Consider the following 20,829-nt stretch of genomic DNA (forward strand, 5'->3'; position numbering starts at 1 on the left):
AGGGCTGTACGGATAGAAGGTAGATTATAGACTTCGGTTTATATCGCTAAACAACTGAGCAAGACACAATTTAATCGAGAGTTCGTTAAATAGAAACACGACTTAGAGAATAAAGATGTAAAAACAAACAAGGGTAAAACGAGTCAGTGAAAGCCCTCGCCGGGCAGGCAGGTCTGCATCATGCATGATACAGACACGGGAACAGCGTAATTTTTTTTATAGTCAGTCAAGCCCAAGCCCTGCGGGTGCGCTAATCGCGCAGGCTTGACTGACTATAAAAAATGGTTGACAAAAGACTTCTCATAGAAGGTTGGGCTGTAAAGCCCATAGACGTCAAGCTAAGCCAGGTACATAGGAAATTAGAATAGTAAATGTACAAAATTCCTTAACTGACTGCTATGTGTTTTACAGTCCATATTCGTTCGGCCTGAGGAAAATGCGGAGCATTTGTCTCGAAGGCGTGGCACTGTACCACAGGCTTCGAGACAGCGCTAACGCGCTTCCTCAGCCCGAACGATATTGTGAAATATAGAAATTTAATTCCTTAGCTTGACGGCCATGGGCTGTAAAGCCCAACACTCCTTTACGCGAAAAACATTACTGGAATTGCACTTGTGGTTGCCTGACTCTGTACATATTGATCGCGTTCATTAATGATTTTATTTTTTAATTCTTCCAAATCAGGCGTCTTCGGGTTCCTATTTTTTATCTCGTCTTCACATGCCTTAATCAACTCGTCAAATTTTGTAATAATTTTATCTTTGACCGGGAGTGTAAAAAAATTGTTAGATCTTTCAAGTTTGCGCTCCAGCTTAAAAAGCTTAGGGGGTGTCAGAAGAAGCTCTATTAATTGGTTGCGTAATACTTTAATTTGCACTTTTGCTTCCGTATCGCTCATGGATTTAGCAGAGGCTTGATTAATCCAGCTTACACCCTCAGGGCCATATACAAGTTCACCAAATGTAAAAAAGCCGCTTAGTACAGAACCATGAGCCTCAGAACCAATTGCTGTGCGAGCTTGTTTAGAAGCAGGTTCTTCAGTTTTTTCCTCGCGTCTTGTCATTGCAGCGGCCGGTCTTTTTTCGCCAGTAACAGGTTCTGGAGGGTTTTTAGTAATAGATTTTATATGTTGTGCAATACTGCTGCCTGGCTGCGATATTAATTCCTGTTTTGCAGAAATAAGTTTATGGTTTTTTGAGCTTAACGTGATAAGATTTGTCTCAGGATCAGAAAAAAATACTCGAGCGATGTCAGTCTGTTGATCATAATGTTTTGGTGATGAATTCTGAAGATCATAAATAACAGTCAGCTTATCCGCGATTGAACCGACCGTTTCGTACGGATATTTTTTAAGAAATTCATGACAATCATAATAATAGCCCATTGCACCATTAATTCTTGCATTAATTGCCCATTTTTTCATTAGCAGGTTTGACGTTACTTTCTGAAATTTAATTTTTATAAGACTATTAACCAACGCTGGCTCTATACCGTCAGGGATATTTGGGGCAGCTACATTGTACTGGTTAGCCAGATTAGTAAAGCTACGCACGGCCACAGGATTGTTATTAGAGTACTGTACCAGGCATCCTGCTAAAGGAATGTGGGTTTGATATAAATAGTAAAGTTGGCTGCGCGATAATTGGGTGCTAATAAACTGCCCAGGGGTTTCTGGACTTATAAATTTCGCTAAAAACTCTTCATTTTTCATAATTAATCAAATCGTATGCTAAGAAAGTCAAATTATAAGGAAGAAAACTTAAGGAACTCTTAAAATGGGCTGTGAAGCCCAACACTCCCTTTGTGCCGGACAATTTTTTTGTATTACATGTAGGTTGGGTCGTTCCGACCCCCAACCTACAAAAATTGTCCGGCACAAAGCAACACTCCTTAATGAATAACCCGGATAGGCTAGTTTAACCATCTCGGTGAATCAAATTCAATTTCCAACTCCTCTTCGCTATTAGCAGCAGAAGCAGGGAGAGGCGCTGATTGGGAAAACAGCGCGGGTACAGCTCTGGCTGGCGTAGCGGTTGGCCTTTCTGGCTCCTGCGAAGCCGTCGTTTCCGCAGCGGGGGCTGAATGATTGTCTGATATGGTTGGCGCTTCAGGTTCTGGCGGAGCCGTCGTTTCCGCAGCCGGGGCTGAATGATTATCTGGTATGGTTGGCTCTGTCGGTTTGACAGGTGGTATTTCTTCACTGCCCGGTTCTTGCGGAGCCGCACACGGCTGTACCTTATTTCGTGCCAGGTCGGCGGATAATTTTGCACGTTCAACAGCGGTTTCATTACACCTTTTTTGCAATAGTTCAATTTGAGTGCGCAGCGCTTTTTTTTCTTCTTCACTCGCTTGGAACTTTTGTTCATTAATTTTTGCATTTATAGACGCAGTAGCTCTATTTGCTGCTGCTTCATAATAGTCATTACGGCTTTCACGGAGCAGGGTCTCAGCTTCTTCCAGGCGGTTATCCATAATCAACTTGATCACCAGCACAATCAAGGCCACGATAGCAGCTGCTGCACCGCCAAGCAATATAGCGCTAAGCAACGCCGCTCCATAAGCTGCAAAACCAACCGCTACCAGGATGCCAAAAGCTAATATCGCAAAACCAAGCACAAACCAGTTACCCCGATCCTTGGCAAACTCAGCCAGTTCATTCCAACACTCTTTAAACCAGTCTTTTAAATCAATCCCTTTCTGCCGAAACCAGTCCATTACGTTAGCGAAAGTAAAATCATCCCAGAGATCGCTGCACCACTCTTTAAAATCTCCCCATTTTTCGCTGCACCAATCTTTTATCGATGCGGCCTTATCGCCAATCCAATCTTTAAGATTACCCAGATGTGCTAAAATTGAATCCAAAAATTCCACAATTACCTCATTTGTTAAAGTTGTTTATAGCGTTTCGCAGTGATTCAAGTTCGCCATCTGTTTTTTCTTGAGTATATTTAAACTCGCGCAACGCTTCTTCAGCGATCACCTTGCTAGTATCTGCTTCAGTCTTCACAGAAGCGATAAATGCCTGTTCGCAATCGGCTTCAGTATTAGAAAAAAGAGAATAAGGGTTGGGTTGCAGCGGCTCTATACCTGCTTCATTTTCCAGAATTGCTTTAATACGTCTTAGCTCCCTCAACTCTTCCTGGTTTTCTTGCCAACGGGCTTGATCCGCCAGGGCTTCAAGCTCTTCTTGTTTAGCTTCCTCTTTAGCTAACCTGGCTTTATCTTTCAAATAAGCTGCTTCTTGCTCAATCTGTTTGCGAATTCGCTCTTTTTCTGTAAAGGGTTGCTGTATAGTCTTGCTACATTGTTCTACAGCCTCAATTATTGTATTAAAAAAACTCAACATATTAATACCTCGTTAATGTCAAATTAAAATCCAAATTGTTTTAAAATCCCCGCATAATCCGCTGTTCGGGTTAAATCCTCTGGTGTTTTGTAATTACCGTAAGGCAATTCTGTCCGGGTAGCCTGTATCTTTTCCAGGCCGCTTTCTTTAGCAGCAAAGAAACGTAAACGGCCTTCAACCACAAAATTGCCTTTTGCAGTTTCTACAAACTTGATTGGTTCCTTAATGCCATAGGTTTTTACACTGCTTAATAATTTCTCGTAATTGGAAACACTGGCAGATGTACCGCTGGCCGCTTCGAAAGAGTTAATGTCGGCGTAAACATTCTCAGGCTTAAGCATTTGCTTTTTGAATAAGCCAATGGTTTCTATTGAAAACTTGCTGATAGACGCTTGAGAAATCAGCTTACTAACGGCGGCATAGCCTGCAGGAATAAGCAAAACGAAATTTTTTGTTTGCTCAGCCAAACCGGTATCCCAACCAAAACTGCCAGTAATCATGACAAAATTGGTATCGTATTCTTCGCCAGTGAAAGCAGTCATCGCCCCAGCCTGGAACCGATCGAGGCCATCAGCAACAGCAGCGCCGCCCGCAGCCGGGCCAATGATGCTGGGCAGTGTTGCTAAAGCTTCTCCTGCACCCAGTAAGCCTTCAATGGCGCCAACGCCTGCTTGCATAAAACCGCTAATTCTGGTTTTCCAATGCCAGCCTTTTTCGGTTGTTTTACTAACGGCTGCGGCGGTGGCAGCGGACGATAACGTGCCAACGGAACTTATCTTGAGTAACTTTGGATCAATTTCATGACCATTAAACAGAAGATTTTGTACACTAAAAAAAGCATCTTTGGCTAACTCAGCCGTTTCAGGAGTCAAATTGAGACTGTCGGTAATGGCATTATAACTGGTTCCATGAGTGGTTCCGGTAATCAGATCATGGGCGCCTGTTGTTACATTATCAAGGGCATTTGCGGCTTGGGTAGCAGCAACGACGCTGCCAACTATTGTTTCGGTTTCCACTAAGGCGATTGCGCCCTGGGTCAATCCCATAGCCATTCGGCCTAATCCGCGTAAACGAGTAGCGCAATGGGATTCCTGCTCAGGCGTTTGGCTCGGGGTATTATTGTGATAAACATATTGCTGATCAGGATCAAATACAGTGAATGGATTATTGTGTGCTTTTGAGTTTTTCTTACCAAAAAAGCCTTGTGAACTCATTATGCCCGAGTCACTGTTATCAAAACAAAATGGATCATCATTATTATTGCTTTCAGCGGCCTGAGCCGGGCTTATCAAAAAGTCAGGCAAGTCGCCGTTTGCTTTTTTAGTTTTAGCCGGTTTTGATGATTTTTTTTGTTTACTGTTGTTAATATAGACCACATGCTCATCCAGACTCAACGATTCAAGTAACGCACTGTCATCAAGCGGTAATACCAGCTTTTTTAAAGTAGTTAATTTTTTACCGTTTCGTACCAGCTTATGCTTTACAGTGGGTTTTTTCCCGGTTTGTTTGGTAATTTTCTTTTTCAGCGCTAATGGCTCTGCTTTAGGGTGAGTTAAATAAACAGGCCGCTGAGGACTTAACTTTGCAGCCGCCCAGCGTAAATTAACTGCTAATTGACTGGCTGTTTGATGATTGGGAAGGGGAATAGTGAAATGATGATTATAATGTTGGTTGTGATGTATTTCATCAGGACTGGAAGAATCTGTAATAATTTTGCCGGTAACTGTTGATGAGTTCAGGCTAGTACCCTTATCGCCATGGATGGCAGTATGTGCTGTTGCCTGATAATCAGTTTTAGCGTAATCAATAGTGGCGCTGGCTATTCTTTTAGCCGGTTGATAACCACTGGCAGGAGGTTCTGGTATAGCTACGCTGCCCGTAAAGTCGTTGATATTGCCGGAAAAGCCCATGCTTTTGCCTTTACGATACTGTTCAACCGGTTTTGATGTAATCGGTGCGTTTAAACTGACTTGCTGGTGCGAGAGAATTATCACGCCCTCACTGGTGATGCCCTCAGTTTTAAACTGATCGTCAATGGCTTCATCAGTAATGATGCCTGCGGGGGAATCAATCAACACACTGTCTTCATTTTGGATCTTAAAGCTGAAGCTGCCATCGGTACTGGCTGACGCGCTGCCTTGTTCGCTATGCCGCTCGCTGGTATGTGAAATAATTGATACATGGCCGGCGTGGCCGATTAAGCGCTTGGCACGCAGTACCCCGCCATCGAGTAACAAAAGGTCTAAATCCATATCAAAATCACCGCTAACATCAAAAGAGGCGTTATGGTAAACATGGGCTTCTTCTCGTGCGTAACTGCTGCTGCCGCTAACTGATAAATCATACAGTTTGCTTAAACGGCTGCTAAAACCAATCTCTGAGCTGCTCGATTGATAGCTGCTCGATAACACTCGTCCATTGACGATAAAATTTCTGGCATGGCCTCTGACATCACCGTTTACTTTGGTATTCACCCCATCAAAAACTGCATCGCCTGAGAGATTCAGTCTCATGCCATCGATATTAATATACCCTGAACCTGACGTTTCATAATTTGAGCGGATATGAGAGCCTGTAAAGTTCAATGACAGTTTGGGATCCTTATATTGATTTAGTCCCGTATGATCCAATAAACCTTGTAACCAGCTCCGTTGGCGAGCCGCTTGTGTAATTTCATTACTGGTATTTAATACTTCCAGCGCTGCGTCAATTGCAGCTTCTGTACCGCCATTCCGTAATGCTTTCAATTTATTGCAAATTGGATCAGGCGTAGTTAACGGAATAACAATTTTATCTCTTGGCGTTGCTAAGCCAATAACGGTCCAATCACCTATTCTTAAGCGTACGCCGCGATTATTATATTGATAAGAATGATGCAGCGTTGAGTTGGTATTAATCCAGTTTTGCCCGGAGACCTGGGGAATACCGCCTTCAATATCAGTGCCGCGGGTTATAAAGTCGCCGCCGCCTGCATCAAAATCAAAAGGAACATCTTTAGGCATTCGGATAACAGTGGGGCTGGAAAACTCATCAAACCGTTTAAGTTCAGATTCAAATAGCCCGCCGAACCAGGAATCCCGTTCATACTCTTCCCGCTTACCGATAATATCTTCACATACAATATTATGCTTAATCCCATCCTGGTTTAACAAATGAATATGGGGTGTGGTATGGCTGCTTAACGTTGTGCCGACAAAAGAAGCGCCGCCGCGGTGGATAGTAAAATCGTAACAACCCTCTTCCGAGGCAATAACTGCCTGGCTAACCTGGGTTTGTACCCGAATGTGTATTTTATTGCGCAGACCAAGCCAACTTTTTTCATGTTTGTAGCTTACAATGGTTGTAATTTCAGCCTGCGAATCAACGCCGTTATACAGATCGCCAACAATATTACCTTTCGCTACCGTGATGCCTCTGTTCTTAAATTTGCCATGATCTGAAATCAAAGCAATACCAGTATTGCCATGACTTGTGCTTTTGCCGCCTGCGATAGTGCTTTGTTTGTGTTCTGTGTGTGTGCCGTGCCGGTCTTTCACTTCGCTATCAGCAGAAATATTTTCTATATCATCATAGCTGTGAATTTCAACATAATTGCCAACCAGATTGCCGCCAATGTTGGTCGCTTTACCCGTGCGGGCACGGACATAGGTTTCGGCGCCGGTTATATCGCTTTCCTGGTTAATCGCATCATGATAGGCATCTATTACTACCGTGCCTTTTTCTGCTTTGACCGTGTCCCGAATAATTACATCGCCTTCGTCCGCTTTTAAAAAGACCCCTGCCTCGGCGTCAATTCCATTTACGACATCGAAATTTCCTTTAGCTTTTTCAAAACCGCGCGCATATTCCGAGGTTTGCTTAACAAAGGTTACGTCTTCTCCGCGGATGGTGACGGCGCCTTTATGGCGAATATTTTCTGTTATATTATAAGCTTGATGAGGGTTATTAACTGTAATTGCACGTGAAACGCCTACTTCGCCATAGAGCTCGCCGCGCGTATTAACAAAATCGTCAATATTTTTAATATCAGTATCCTGGGCAATTAAATCACCGGTTTCTACTGAACCCCACTCCACATCGCCGTAAGTTTCAGAAAATACGTCGGTATAAATATGGCCTTCTGAATTATCCAGTTTTTCCCCGGACATACTGAGTTTTACAGCGGCTTCTACGCCTGCATTAATCTTATATAAAGAGTGTTCCGTTTTTTGATAACTGGCATTAGCTCCGGCATTGATTGAAAAAAGCGACTTGCTAATCGAATTATCTGTCAGGGTAGCGCTTGCATTGATGTCAATTACACTTTCCTGCACATTCGATGGCCCAAATACAATGTTTGCCGCATTAGCAACGGTAGACAATGAAATCGATTCAAGCTGATGTGGAACAGCCTGGAAATTTTCTTTACTAAACGTGTCGCCGCATTCCGTGAAACCATGCACGGCATTGATTCCTGAAACGATTAAACCTTTCGCGGCAAGAGCCAAATCAAGATAATCAAGCGCGCTTTTATCGTCTATATTTTCCATATAGTCGCATATTAAGCCCCAGTGATGTCCTGGATTTTGAGCAAAAGAGTAAAGCCCTTTACCAACCTTATAAGCAACAGGTAAAACTTTAAAACCGATATCAATCAGACCGCTAAACTGCGGGAAAATCATATTGAGCAACAGCTCGCCGCATTCAAGCAATTTATGGGGTGTAAAAGCCGCTTGCCAGCGGGAAGGGAGGTTTGGAGCATTAACGCTAAAACCGCTTAAGTTGATAACCGATTGGTTGACTTTGTTATAGGACGCTGAAAAACAGCCAATTTCACTGCTCAGTAGTGCTTTAGTATAATAGCTGTCGCAGGAGTCAGTAATGGATAAAAAATTAAGCGCAAAAAGCGCATTGACCACTGTATTTTTGGTTTCAATGCTACTGCCTAAACGAAGCAGGCCGCGCTGGGCTTTAAGCTGTACCAACTCGCCGGCAGACATTGCGCCGCCTATATCGTAAAGATATTTAACATCAATCAAAATCTCCTCAATCATATCAATGGTAGTATTATTTTCGTAGACTCGACCTTTTACGGCGAATTTATTACCATGAAATTGTGATGACGGCGAAAACCAGATCTGATCGCCCTGAAGAAACAGTTCGCCTACCGAAGAATTGGCGCCCAAGCGGGCAGTTAACCGGTTATCAGCAACAATACTTCCTTTGCTGCCTCCTAGTTGAGGGCTATTAATTTCAACATTGCGTCCACGTAACAACGCGTCATTAAGGGTGACCTTAGAACGCGTGCCCAGCATTAAATCCTTGCGAGCAGAGACAGAGCCGTTAAATTCTGCTTTTAGCCTATTGTAAATATTTATAGTATCCGCCACGGCCTGAGCGCCATAACTGATTTCCAGCGCTCCGAACACGTCCAGTTTATTTCTGGCTTGTACTTGAGATTTGTCGCCTGAACCGTTAATGCTTCCATCCGGGGTGATTGTCAAATCTGTTTTCGAATCCAGAGTGGAGGTTTTATCAATCTTAACCGCACTGTGAACAATAAGATTCCCGGCAGTTACACGGGAGTTATTTTGATAGGTTTGCGGGCGAACAAGTAAACCTTCTTCCAGCACTTCTATTACTGAGTTATCGAGCTCCGCCCGATTATCCATGGTTAAGGTTTTAAACACAGCAACTGAATGGTTAAGCTTTACATCGCCTGACAAGACCGCAATGGCGTTCTTGCCTGCGATCTTCGTATTATTGTTTGCGGTTAGCGAGCTCCCGGCATCACTTGTAATTTGCTGATTAACATGAATTTCGGTATTGTCAGTTACTGCAGCGCCATGGTATTGGCTAAGTAATCTGACTATCATTTTGACTTGATCTAACGAAAGTTTCCCTGCTATTAGCGAAAAATCACAATTGATTTCCGCGCCTTGTATCTCGGTTTCAGAATCAGGCGAACTATTATAAAAGGCGGTATTAACCTGACTGTCTGCATCAATTTTGCCCTTGCCGTCAAGGTAGAGCATAATGCTATTAAGCGTGCAGGAGGTTACAGTATATTGATTATTAAAAGCAAAACGATATGCGGTTATTTCAGCATTAGTAAGGAACAGATCACCAAAACTGTTAAGTTCGCCTCGAATAAGCGGAACCATTTTTTTCACAGTCTTGATGTTTTGTAAGGTAAGTGTACCAGGATTATTTAAATGGTTAATATTAATGTATGAGTCTTCAATGGTTGAGGTACCAAGATTATTAAAATCATCAACCGCAACAACGGAACTACTATTAGCCGTAAAAATGCCAGGCAGTTCGATTACCAGGTTTTTAACAATAAAACCGCTTTGACCTATTTTAACTACGCCATTTAATACCATAACCTGCGCCTGCAAATTAGAGGTATTACCCAGGGTAAATACGCCGGGCAAATTAAACACGTTAATCTTAAAACTGGTATTACTGATGTCTGGCGTTGTACTATGCGTATGATTAAACTGTCCTGTCACGTCAAAAAGGCTATCTGTAACCGAACCTGCGGCCGGGAACTCACTGACGGTTGCAGCCTTATAATTGATTTTGGAAAAGCTCACCGGGCTTCGTAAGCAGCTGATTATGGTTTTGATAATTGAATCGCTGATGGTAAGCGGTTTTGTACTTGTGCTGTTAAAGCGTGCGGTGTGAACGTAAGTTGACTTGATATCGCTCTCAGCATGCCGCTGTATTGTAATGCCTTTTCTAAATTGAGTATCACTATTAGTCAGGGTGATTTTTTTATTAATCTCAAGGCTGACTCCGCGGAATTTGGAGCGGTTAGCAGCCAATATGCCATCAGCAATTAACTGATTAATTTTTAATACCGCACCCTCTAATTCAAGTTGAGCTTCTGGCGCTATCTGTAACTTTTGATCGACTTGAAAGACACGATAGCTTGCCGGAGCGGTTGTATCTGGCTCCGTTTTTGCCGCAAGCCATCCGATAGCTGCGTGTTGTTCAATAGCAAGTTCCTGGGTTTGCAGGTGAATGACAAGCGGTAAACGCACGTCGCCTGCCCAGGTTATTTTATTTGCCAGAATAAAGGCGGTTTGATCAAGCGTGATTTTGCCCTGTGACTCCCATTCATTACCAATAAATTTAAATAGTGCCGGCGCCTTAACCATTGAGTCGGGGTGGCAATAATAATGTTGGCTAAGTACTTTATATTGGCCCAGACAAAAAGTGATTCCATATTGGTTAATAGTCGGCGCAGCCAGGGTTAATTTAGCGGTAGAAAAAATATCATGTTGCAGATTAATCGTTTCGGAAGCCTTTAGCTTATTGATTGCTCCGGCGATATAGCCAAGACAGGCTATCGTTGTTCCGGTAATTTTATTTTCAACTGAGGCACGCAGGCTATGATTTAAGGTAACGTTCTTTATAGCATTCAGGCTGTTGTTTTCTAACAGCAGGGGAGTATTAACCGTGATATTTTCAGCAGAGCCTTCCAGTATTTGAGTTACAGGAGCTGTATTAATAATCAAATCAGTTGTGCAATTTAATCTGATCTTATGGCTGGAGAGAGTCGAATCGAGGGTTAAATGCCGGCAATTAATTGCTAATTCCTGAGTGATCTGTGCATGGGCACAAAACAAAACATTTTGCGGAGCCCGAACGCTGCAATTTATACCGGCAATGAAGCCATCGATTGTTACCGAGGGCGCATTTTCATCAAGGTTTAACTGAATTTGTCCACTAATGACCGTTAGTTCGCCGCAATACTGTTCATTATAATAAATCTGATACGCTTGATTTGAAGCGAATGCATTAATATTAAGTGTTAGTTGTTGCTTATTATTAATAATTATTGGCGCGGCTAAATTCATACAATAAAACGTGGTTAGGAAAATTTTGAGACATTATTATACATAAAATCAATAAATAATCAATTTAAATTAATTATAAGCACTTGGTTTGCAACATAACCAATACAAGTTCTCAATACAAAAGAAATGCCGTCACCAGGGGAGAATATAGGAACGTGGGTGCAGCCAACACCCTCTCCCGTATCGGGAGAGGGATCAAGGGAGAGGGGATTAAAATAGTGTCGCGCAGCGACTTCATTCAAGAATTAAAAAAACGACCAGACGGCATTAATGAGCAAACCAAGAGAAAAAACAATCACCAGCCCCACAGAATAATAACCGCCCGGTACCTGATAAACTGCCTTAAATTTTTTCCGGCCATACATCACCATAAGCGCTGGCAGCAACAATAATAAAATAACGCAAAATATTCCGGCATAATCCAGGGCATGTATATAGGCGCCAGGATAAAAGACAACGATAAGAAGCGGCGGCATAAAAGTTAATACAAATAAAAAAGCCCCGCCACGTCCTTGTTGCTTTATTTTCAAACCATCGGCAAGAAAACTGATAAGGCAAAGTGAAACGCCCAGAAAAGCCGTCAGCATGCAGATAGAGGTGAAAAAGTTAAAAAAAGAACTGATTACTTTATTTTGTACGGTGTTGGACAGTATAACGGCCAGATCGCTGGTTGTATGCTCGCTTTGCATTAATTGTGCAATGCCATGTTCGCCATTAGCCGGAAGTGAACCAAGAATAACCGCATCCCAGGCAATATAACATAATAAGGGGATCAAAGAGCCGATTAACACAACCCGTTTTAACATTTTAATGTCATTATTAAAATAATCACGCAGATTAGGCACAATAATCGCGTAACCAAATGACGTAATTAAAATCATAATGGTTCCGGTGATAAAACGGGCGTTACCATCTGAAAAATTACTGAACTGAATATGAGGAGCAATTAACACAACCAAAATCACATACACCCCAAGTTTGCCGAACATGAGCGCGCGATTTAAAAAATCAACCCGACGAATGCCGCCATATACAACCAGCCCAAACACCAGCGTAAAGAGCAGGCTGCTTTGCCACTCGGCCAAATGAATATCGATATGTTTAAACAAACTGCCAAAAACATCAGCGCCGCCTGAAATATAAGCAGATAGCAGCGTATAGAGTAAAAAAAGATAACTTAACCAGGCCGCGATCTCGCCCGGTTTACCTAACGTGGCCGAAGCCATGGAAATCATATGGCGCTCGGGGGGCAGATAAAGGTTCGCTTCAAGAATAAACAACGCGCCAAAAGTCATGACTGCCCAGCACAACAATAAGAAGATCGATGATTGCCAGAAACCGGTAGCTGCGTTTGCTACTGGCAAAGCCAGCATCCCGCCGCCAATAGAAGTGCCAACAATTAAAAGGATACCGCCAATAAATTTTGAATTCATGAATTACTCACTCAGTTGAGCATGAAGCAAGACTATCTGCCTCAGCTCAACGTATTACAACTAAATGCCTATTTTGTCATTTGCGCAGGGGATACTCGACTGTTATTCACAGGTTCACAGGTCCATTGAATTTCAAGCCGGCGATTCTGGGCGCTGCCGTGGATGATCTTATTATCGGAAACCGGATGTTTATCGCCATAACCCTCTGCATTTAAACGATGCGCTTGAATTCCATTGGCCCATAAAAAGGTAAGCATCGTTTCAGCTTGCGCCTGGGACAACATGTTTTTATGTTTACGAGAACCAATGTCATCTGTAAAACCAGCAATATACACTGTATTACATTGTGGGTACATTCTAATCAAATTGACAATATTAGCCAGTCCTCGATAGCATATTTCATTAAAACGGGGTGAATTGAAGGTATAATAGCGGTCAGTTGGTACGATCAAAGTGACTGTATCGCCGTATTTAATTACTTGAATATCCTCTCTCTGCAGATCCCGCAGAACCTTTTTCATATTCAGTTTTGAAGTTATACCTGCTTTGGTTTTTTCAGCAATTGCCTGCTCAAAAGTCCTGTCTGACAGCACAAAGTTATTATATGGCGGCTGGTATCCGCATCCAACTAACAGTGACGCTGCAAAACTCGCCAGGAAAAGACCCTGAGTTATTTGCTTGCGTGACATTCCGGCTCCTGTTATAAATTAATTCTAACATTATTAAGCATCTATCGCTGTTTCGCAACAGGCGGTTGCCTTGTTTTGTACAACATAATTAAGGATTGATAATTTTCAATGACTGAAAAAAAACTCACCTGGGGACTGGCCTTAGGAGCATTGGGCGTTGTATTTGGTGATATTGGTACCAGTCCACTATACGCTATGCGTGAGACACTGTTCGGATTGCCGGTAACAACGCTTGATATTCTGGGCGTATTATCATTAATTTTCTGGACCTTGATTATTGTTATTTCTCTCAAATACCTCGCTATTGTTTTCAGGGCAGATAATGATGGCGAAGGCGGTATTTTAGCGTTGCTTGCGCTATTAAAACAAAAGAAGCCGCGTTATGAACATCTGTTTTACCTGATTGCAATTTTTGGTTCCGGTTTGCTGCTGGGTGATGGGATGTTGACGCCGGCAATCTCGGTAATCAGTGCCATAGAAGGGTTAGCGCTGTTTTCACCTGCTTTTAGTCCGCGTCTGATGCAACTGCTTGCGTGCATCATCCTGTTTATTATTTTTTCAGTACAATCTAAAGGCACTGGCCGTATAGGTCTGGCATTCGGACCCGTCCTGCTGGTATGGCTTCTGGTGATTGCCATTCTGGGAGTTGTCCAGATCATTAATCATCCTGCTGTATTGAAAGCGCTTAATCCTTTTTATGCGTTTGAATTTTTATATAATAATGGCGCTCGGGGTTATTTTTTATTAGGCGGTGTTTTTCTGGTTGTTACTGGCGGTGAAGCGCTTTATGCGGACATAGGGCATTTTGGTAAAACACCCATTCGATACAGTTGGTTTTTTATTGCTTTACCCAGTCTGGTATTGAATTATTTTGGTCAGGGCGCCAATCTGATTCTTCATCCTGAAGCAATTGAAAACCCATTCTACCTTCTGGCTCCGGGCTGGTTTTTTATTCCGCTGTTTATCCTGTCAATGATGGCTACAATCATTGCGTCGCAGGCTGTAATTTCCGCCACATTTTCATTAACTAAACAGGCTGTTTTATTAGGCTTATATCCCAAAGTCCCTATCATCCAGACATCAAAAGAACATATTGGCCAGGTTTATATTCCACAAATGAATCTGTTTCTGCTTATAGGTACCATTTTCCTGATTCTGACTTTTAAAAGCTCAAACGGTCTGGCGCATGCTTACGGGATAGCAGTTAACCTGACTATGTTATTGGTAACACTAATGGTTGCTTATGCCTCGGTTAACGTCTGGCAATGGTCTGTTGTAAAAGCGGTTGTGGTATTTAGCGGGTTTTGTATCATCGATCTTGCTTTTCTGGGTGCAAACGCACACAAGTTCCTGACTGGCGGTTGGGTGCCGGTATGTTTTGCGCTGATAGTCGCCGCCATTATGTATACCTGGAATACTGGCTTGCATTATTTACAGAAGAACTTTTATCTCCAAAAAAGCGAAATTTCAAAAATAGTCAAACAATTACATTATAAAAGTTTAAACCAATTGAAAAATCTGACCGCTGTTTTTATTACCGATACCTATGATCAGAGCGGCGGCAGTTTCCTGCATTTTTTGAAATTAAGTATGGCCGTTCCCGAAAATATTCTTATTGTCAGTTATGCCGTGGATAATAAACCACGCATCTATCGCAACAAACGTTTTGAATTAAGCCAGCTTGACGAGCGGGTATTTCGATTAACATTACACTATGGGTTTATGGACACTATTTCTATTCCTGATGCGCTCAATTGCCTTAATGATCAAAAGCTTTTACCTTTTGAGTTGAATATCAATGCATTAACCTATTTTGTAGAAATTCCTAATGTGTTGCCAACCAAAAAGCGAAAAACATTACGATTTTTTTCTCAGGAAAAGTTATTTGCCTTTCTGATGAGGAATTATTCTGCCAACTTAAATATAGAGTTCTATAAGCTGCCATACAACCGGACTATTGCAATCGGAACATACTGCATAATGTAATCTGTCATCCCCGCAGAGGCGGGGATCATCTGCTAAGAACACATACTATCCGCAACATCCTTGGGGAGAACAATCTCAATATTAATCCCTTTAATAGTCGGACTGTTAAGCACATTTTTTAAATAATCAATCAATGGCGACTCAACCACTTTCCCATGCTGGGATGACGCCTGTCTGAAAAACAGCGTGCCATTTTTCCAGAATGCAAAACCCAAATGAGAAATATTCAGATGAGTTCCTATCTTATTTTGCAAATCCCAATTAGGCCGAACTATCTGAATAATGGCAGCATTCGGTATCTGAGCAAATAAGTCTTTATTAGGAGTACCCTCTTTATCAAACAACGTTGTTAACGGGATATAAGGCACAATATCAGTCTGAATCGGCAACCTGCCACCTATCTTCTTAAGCTCTGCCAGTCGCTTTGCTTTTTCTTCTTCATTGCCGGTAAGTAATTTGATATTGCTGGTTGTAAAATGGTTATACCATGAGGGTTTGTTAATTTTTGCCCTGGCAATTTGGGCAACCGGCATACCATTAACCTTGAGAGTGGTTGTAATATCTTTTAAAAAACCTTGTTGCTGGTTGCTCACATTCCAATCAATCGCCATAAAATGATTACGGGTTGTAAAGTCGATTTTGCCATGCTGATAACGAAGCTTGCTCAGGCAGGAAGGGAAACTCTCCTGATTTTTAGCCAGTGCAATTGCAAGGACGGTATTAACAAACGTATCACAATCGAACGCATCGGTACGGTAGAGTGGCGATTGGTCATAACGGCCATTTTCGCCTTCGCCGAGAGGGCCAAGCAAATAAGGCTTGCCTAAAAAGCTGGCGCTGATAATATCAAGCCTTACAGCCATGTTTGAATGTGGATGTTGTTGCAGGACATGATATAACTGGTTGATTACTACGTCGCTTCGACGTTGAATGATTGCTGTATCAGACAGGGTAAAGCCAGTTGCGGCGGTAGTCAGTAATAAAATAGCTGCCAGCTTTTTTAGAGCAGTCATAGGATTCTTAAAATGTTGCAGAATCCGAATTTTAACCTGCCAAGAGAAGAGGTACAATAAGAATGTTAAATGTAATCTGGTTGTCAATGATTCTTTTAGCTGTAATCGTAGGCGTTATCCAGGGCCGGATTGACCAGGTTGTTCAGGCCGTTACGGATTCTGCAAAACTCGGTTTTGAAATTGCTTTGGGGTTGGCCGGTATTATGACTTTGTGGTTAGGGATAATGCGAATTGCCACTGATTCAGGGTTAATCAAGCTTCTTGCCAGATTGCTCAAACCCGTTATGCGCTCCTTATTTCCAGATGTACCGCCCGAGCATCCTGCCATGGGCGCTATGATTATGAATATCGCTGCCAATATGCTTGGCCTTGTCAATGCCGCCACTCCCTTTGGCCTGCAGGCAATGAAAGAACTACAAAAATTAAATACCCGTACCCAGGAAGCAAGTAACGCCATGTGTACTTTTCTCGCAATTAATACCTCAAGTATGCAGCTTATTCCGACTACTGCAATTGCTTTTCTGGCGGCGAATGGCAGTACCCACCCAAGCAGTGTTATTGTCAGTTCATTAATTGCAACCAGCTGTTCTACCATTGTCGCAATTATTGCAGTCCGGCAATTAGCCAAACTACCATACTACCGCAAGGAGGACAGCCAATATGAGCGGACTTGCTAATCAGATATCAAATGGGTTATTGCTGGTTTTTGTTGCCGGCATACCGCTCTATGCGACCGTTAAAAAGGTGAATGTTTTTGATTCATTTGTAACCGGCGCCAAGCAGGGATTTGAGACATGCGTCAATATAATCCCCTATCTGGTAGCAATGATCGTGGCTATTGGCATGCTAAGAGCCTCGGGGTTTTTTGAGCTGCTTGGTCAGCTCCTTGCGCCTGCAATGCAAGCAATCGGTATGCCGTCAGAACTGTTACCACTGGCATTGATGCGGCCTTTTTCAGGAAGCGCGTCGAATGGGATTATGGCGGAGTTAATTCATAATAATGGCGGCGACTCTATGATTTCCAAAATGGCCGCAACCATGATGGGAAGCACAGAAACCACTTTTTATGTGATTGCCGTGTACTTTGGCGCAGTAGGAATCAAACGCACCCGACACGCAATTCCCGCAGGTCTGCTGGCAGATCTTACAGGCGTCATCGCCAGCGTAGTTGTATGCCGCTATCTCTTCGCTTAAAATGAATACCCCCTCTCCGGCACCAGAAGAGGGCTAAGACTACTCCCTCTCCCGTACCGGGAGAAGGCTAAGACTACTCCCTCTCCCGTACCGGGAGAGGGCTGGGGAGAGGGAAAAAACGAAAACCAACACTAATTCTACCCTCCCATATCAAGAGAGATCCAAACCCTGTCAACCATGACGACGATTGTTTTGTGCAGACGCAAGATGTGCATCCTCATAAAGTTTAAGCTGTGCCAGTAACGTATTACTGTTTGCTTTAAAACTTGCCATATCCCGCCCTGATAAAGGTTCACCGCGCGGCAAATCAATTGTCGCCGGGTTTCTGGGTTGGTTATTGATATGGAATTCATAATGGCAATGCGGGCCTGATGCCAGTCCAGTCTGGCCAACATAACCAATAATTTGACCCTTACGCACAAAAGAACCTTTACTCAAGCCCTTCTGGAACTTAAGCATATGGCCATAAATAGAGCTGTAAGTCTTGCTATGTTTGATTTTAATCATATTGCCATAACCATTCTGGCGGCCAATAATTTCAATATATCCATCGCCAGTTGCCTGGATAGGCGTTCCGATACGTGCTGCCAGATCAATACCTTTGTGTGCACGAGTGTAATGCAGAATCGGATGATAACGACCCAGGCTGAATGTAGAACTGATATGACTGAAGTGCAGCGGATACCGGGTAAATGCTTTTTTCAGACTGGTTCCTTGCGGAGTATAATATTCGGAACGCCCGCGGCGATCGGTATAACGGACAGCCTGATACATTTTGCCATGGTTGCGATAGGAAACCGCGATAATATCTCCAGTGCCTACCAGTTTATCTTCGATATAAAAAGCTTTGTATATAATAGTAAACTGATCGCCAGCTCTTACATCTTTAGCGAAATCAATATCCCAGGTAAAAATCTCGGACATTTGCTGAATCAGTTTATAAGGGATATTGTTGCGTTTGGCAGTTGTATATAAGGAGCCATTGACTTTTGCGGTAAGAAAATGGTTATGGCTATTCATTTTACGGGAGTTGATTTTCCGCTTGTAATGAGAACCCTCGCGGTAAACAACCATATACTGGGTCGTGGTGAAGGGAACGATCATTTTCTGCAAGGTTTGCTGCTTAACCTGGAATTGAAACTCCTGATCAGGTTTGATCCGGGTCAAGGCATCAACTTTAGGGTTGTCTTTCAAAACGGCATTCAGTGTCTGCTGGCTGATTCCCGCACGATTAAAAATATTCGCCAGCGTATCGCCAGAGCGGGTTTTTACAATTTTCCATTCATTTTCACGAGCGGTTTCGGGCGTTTGTTTGGCTGGTTGCGCGGGTTTAGGAGCAGCTGCCGGCACTGCTTCCTTTTTAGGCGTTGTGGCTATGATTGCGGGTTTGGCCGCAATCTTGACCGCTGCAGCGGCCTTTTGATTCTTTGTTGTTTCCGTTAGCACGTCTGTCGCGATATGTGAACCCTGTTCTTCAATAATAGATAGCGATACAGGATGCCTTGCTTTGGTTGCACGATGTTCCTGAGGAAATGATTTAACCAGAATGAAAGGCAAGGCAAAGGCTACGATCAAGGCAATTAATGCAAGCAGCCTTGAAGGTTTACCTGGATTATTTATTGAGACATCAAGTCGTTGATCCATGTTGCTTTTACTACCGCCTTTCTTGAGAATGCCTTGTTATGTTCTGCAGCGACTTACATTTTCCAGGTAATATCCTGAAAGTAGATTTGCAATTTTTCATCCATGTGCCATAACAGGCGATTAGTAACAGAATCTACAATATAAATCGGCTACAGCCAGTTCAGTATGACTGCAATAAGACTACCCACTTTCATCCATTGATTTAGGCGTTAGCTATGACAAGTCATTACCATCTGAAGCGTTCATGCTTAAATTTTATTCGGTTATTTATCTCATAATGTCTGGCGAGAATAGAATAACCGGGCTAAGATAACCGCTGCGAGAAGTCAGGTCAATCATTAATTAAGGTTTTATGCGAATGACAACAAAAGTATTAGAAGGTTCTGAATTATTGAGAGGTTGTGAAGAGGTACTGCCTATCCAGGAATTTAAAAAGAAATTACTGACAGGAAAACCTTTGACGGTGAAAGCAGGTTTTGATCCGACCGCACCTGATCTGCATTTGGGGCATACTGTTTTATTAAACAAACTGAGGCAATTCCAGTTACATGGCCATAAGGTAATTTTTTTAATTGGCGATTTCACTGCCATGATTGGCGATCCTACCGGAAAAAATGTTACCCGCATGCCTTTAAGTAAAGAAGCAGTTATTGAAAACGCCAAAACCTATCAGCAACAGGTTTTTAAAATTCTTGATCCCGAAAAAACAACCATTGCTTTTAATTCTGAATGGATGGGCAAAATGGATGCGGCTGATTTGATTCGGCTTGCTGCTACCCACACCGTTGCAAGAATGCTGGAGCGCGATGATTTCAGCAAGCGTTACAGTACCGGTCAGCCGATTGCGATTCATGAGTTCCTTTATCCTTTAGTACAAGGATATGATTCGGTGGCGTTGAAAGCAGATATTGAGCTAGGCGGTACAGATCAGAAATTTAATTTGCTTATGGGCAGGGAATTACAAAGACATTTTGGCCAGGAACAACAAGTCATTATGATGACCCCTTTAATAGAAGGGTTAGATGGCGTTAAAAAAATGTCCAAGTCTCTGAATAACTATATAGGTATAGATGAACCGGCAGAAAGCATGTTTGGTAAAGTGATGTCTGTTAGCGATGAGTTGATGTGGCGCTACATTGATTTATTAAGCTTCAGGACTATCGATGAAATCAGTCAAATCAAAAAAGCCGTTGCCGAAGGTTTAAATCCCCGTGATGTTAAAATTGATCTGGCAAAAGAACTGATTGCACGTTTCCATAATAAAGAAGCAGCAGAAACTGCGCACCGCTCATTTATTGAGCGTTTCCAGAAAGGTGAAATTCCTGATGATCTGGTTGAGCAGGTTATTAATATTAATGAGCCCGTTACATTAGCACAATTGATCAAGCAACTTGATTTGACTAAAAGCACTTCTGAAGCGATTAGAATGGCCGGTCAGGGTGCAGTAAAGGTAAATGGCGAGCGCGTTGAAAATGTTTCAAGCACAGTGGATATGGAAAAAACCTTTATAATTCAAGTAGGTAAACGAAGAATTGCCAAAGTGCGCTTACAAAAAACACAGTGATTTAAAAAAAATTAAATAAAATTGCAAAAAAGGTTTGACATTACCGCTGGGATGAGTAGAATACGCCACATGCCTTCGGGGCGGACTCCTTAAGAAGATGAAGAAGACAAACT

Annotated in this window: 12 protein-coding genes; 4 read left to right on the top strand and 8 right to left on the bottom strand. The window is 42.6% G+C overall.

The genetic code is table 11. From position 1 onward, the window contains the following. Positions 1-583 precede the first annotated feature (583 nt). The 6 genes from ACFORL_RS03615 to ACFORL_RS03640 form a co-directional block, all read right to left on the bottom strand. Positions 584-1,711 (bottom strand): hypothetical protein, encoded by a 1,128-nt coding sequence (locus ACFORL_RS03615; RefSeq protein ID WP_382341198.1) that lies wholly within the window; start codon positions 1,709-1,711, stop codon positions 584-586. 200 nt (positions 1,712-1,911) lie between these two features. Next, on the bottom strand, positions 1,912-2,871 hold the full coding sequence (locus ACFORL_RS03620; protein ID WP_382341199.1) for a hypothetical protein: 960 nt from the start codon (positions 2,869-2,871) through the stop codon (positions 1,912-1,914). A 7-nt stretch (positions 2,872-2,878) separates the two neighbouring features. Continuing rightward, the gene (locus ACFORL_RS03625; RefSeq protein ID WP_382341201.1) at positions 2,879-3,346 is read right to left on the bottom strand and encodes a hypothetical protein; all 468 of its coding nucleotides are present in this window, start codon (positions 3,344-3,346) and stop codon (positions 2,879-2,881) included. 23 nt (positions 3,347-3,369) lie between these two features. Beyond that, on the bottom strand, positions 3,370-11,193 hold the full coding sequence (locus ACFORL_RS03630; protein ID WP_382341203.1) for a ParB/Srx family N-terminal domain-containing protein: 7,824 nt from the start codon (positions 11,191-11,193) through the stop codon (positions 3,370-3,372). A gap of 245 nt (positions 11,194-11,438) precedes the next feature. Continuing rightward, a complete protein-coding gene (locus tag ACFORL_RS03635; protein WP_382341205.1) occupies positions 11,439-12,626 on the bottom strand; it encodes an amino acid permease in 1,188 nt (395 codons plus the stop codon). A 68-nt stretch (positions 12,627-12,694) separates the two neighbouring features. Further along, the gene (locus ACFORL_RS03640) at positions 12,695-13,315 is read right to left on the bottom strand and encodes an OmpA family protein (RefSeq protein WP_382341207.1); all 621 of its coding nucleotides are present in this window, start codon (positions 13,313-13,315) and stop codon (positions 12,695-12,697) included. 108 nt (positions 13,316-13,423) lie between these two features. Here ACFORL_RS03640 and ACFORL_RS03645 point away from each other — a divergent pair, with 108 nt between their 5' ends. Next, a complete protein-coding gene (locus ACFORL_RS03645; RefSeq protein ID WP_382341209.1) occupies positions 13,424-15,301 on the top strand; it encodes a potassium transporter Kup in 1,878 nt (625 codons plus the stop codon). 32 nt (positions 15,302-15,333) lie between these two features. Here ACFORL_RS03645 and ACFORL_RS03650 read toward each other — a convergent pair whose 3' ends face one another. Continuing rightward, positions 15,334-16,314 (bottom strand): N-acetylmuramoyl-L-alanine amidase-like domain-containing protein, encoded by a 981-nt coding sequence (locus ACFORL_RS03650; protein WP_382341211.1) that lies wholly within the window; start codon positions 16,312-16,314, stop codon positions 15,334-15,336. A gap of 62 nt (positions 16,315-16,376) precedes the next feature. Between ACFORL_RS03650 and ACFORL_RS03655 the strand changes: the two genes are divergently transcribed. Next, on the top strand, positions 16,377-16,991 hold the full coding sequence (locus ACFORL_RS03655) for a nucleoside recognition domain-containing protein (RefSeq protein ID WP_382341213.1): 615 nt from the start codon (positions 16,377-16,379) through the stop codon (positions 16,989-16,991). Next, positions 16,975-17,508, top strand: a complete 534-nt coding sequence (locus ACFORL_RS03660) for a spore maturation protein (protein ID WP_382341215.1) — start codon at positions 16,975-16,977, stop codon at positions 17,506-17,508. The genes ACFORL_RS03655 and ACFORL_RS03660 overlap by 17 nt, the downstream gene beginning before the upstream one ends. A gap of 171 nt (positions 17,509-17,679) precedes the next feature. On the opposite strand, the gene ACFORL_RS03665 is transcribed toward ACFORL_RS03660, so the two are convergent. Further along, positions 17,680-19,152, bottom strand: coding sequence for a peptidoglycan DD-metalloendopeptidase family protein (locus ACFORL_RS03665; protein WP_382341217.1), 1,473 nt, complete (start codon positions 19,150-19,152; stop codon positions 17,680-17,682). A gap of 358 nt (positions 19,153-19,510) precedes the next feature. Here ACFORL_RS03665 and tyrS point away from each other — a divergent pair, with 358 nt between their 5' ends. Beyond that, positions 19,511-20,716 (top strand): tyrosine--tRNA ligase, encoded by a 1,206-nt coding sequence (gene tyrS, locus ACFORL_RS03670; RefSeq protein WP_382341219.1) that lies wholly within the window; start codon positions 19,511-19,513, stop codon positions 20,714-20,716. Positions 20,717-20,829 lie beyond the last annotated feature (113 nt).

The sequence above is a fragment of the Legionella dresdenensis genome, from assembly GCF_042649825.1.
In the GTDB taxonomy this organism is placed as follows: Bacteria; Pseudomonadota; Gammaproteobacteria; order Legionellales; family Legionellaceae; genus Legionella_C; species Legionella_C dresdenensis.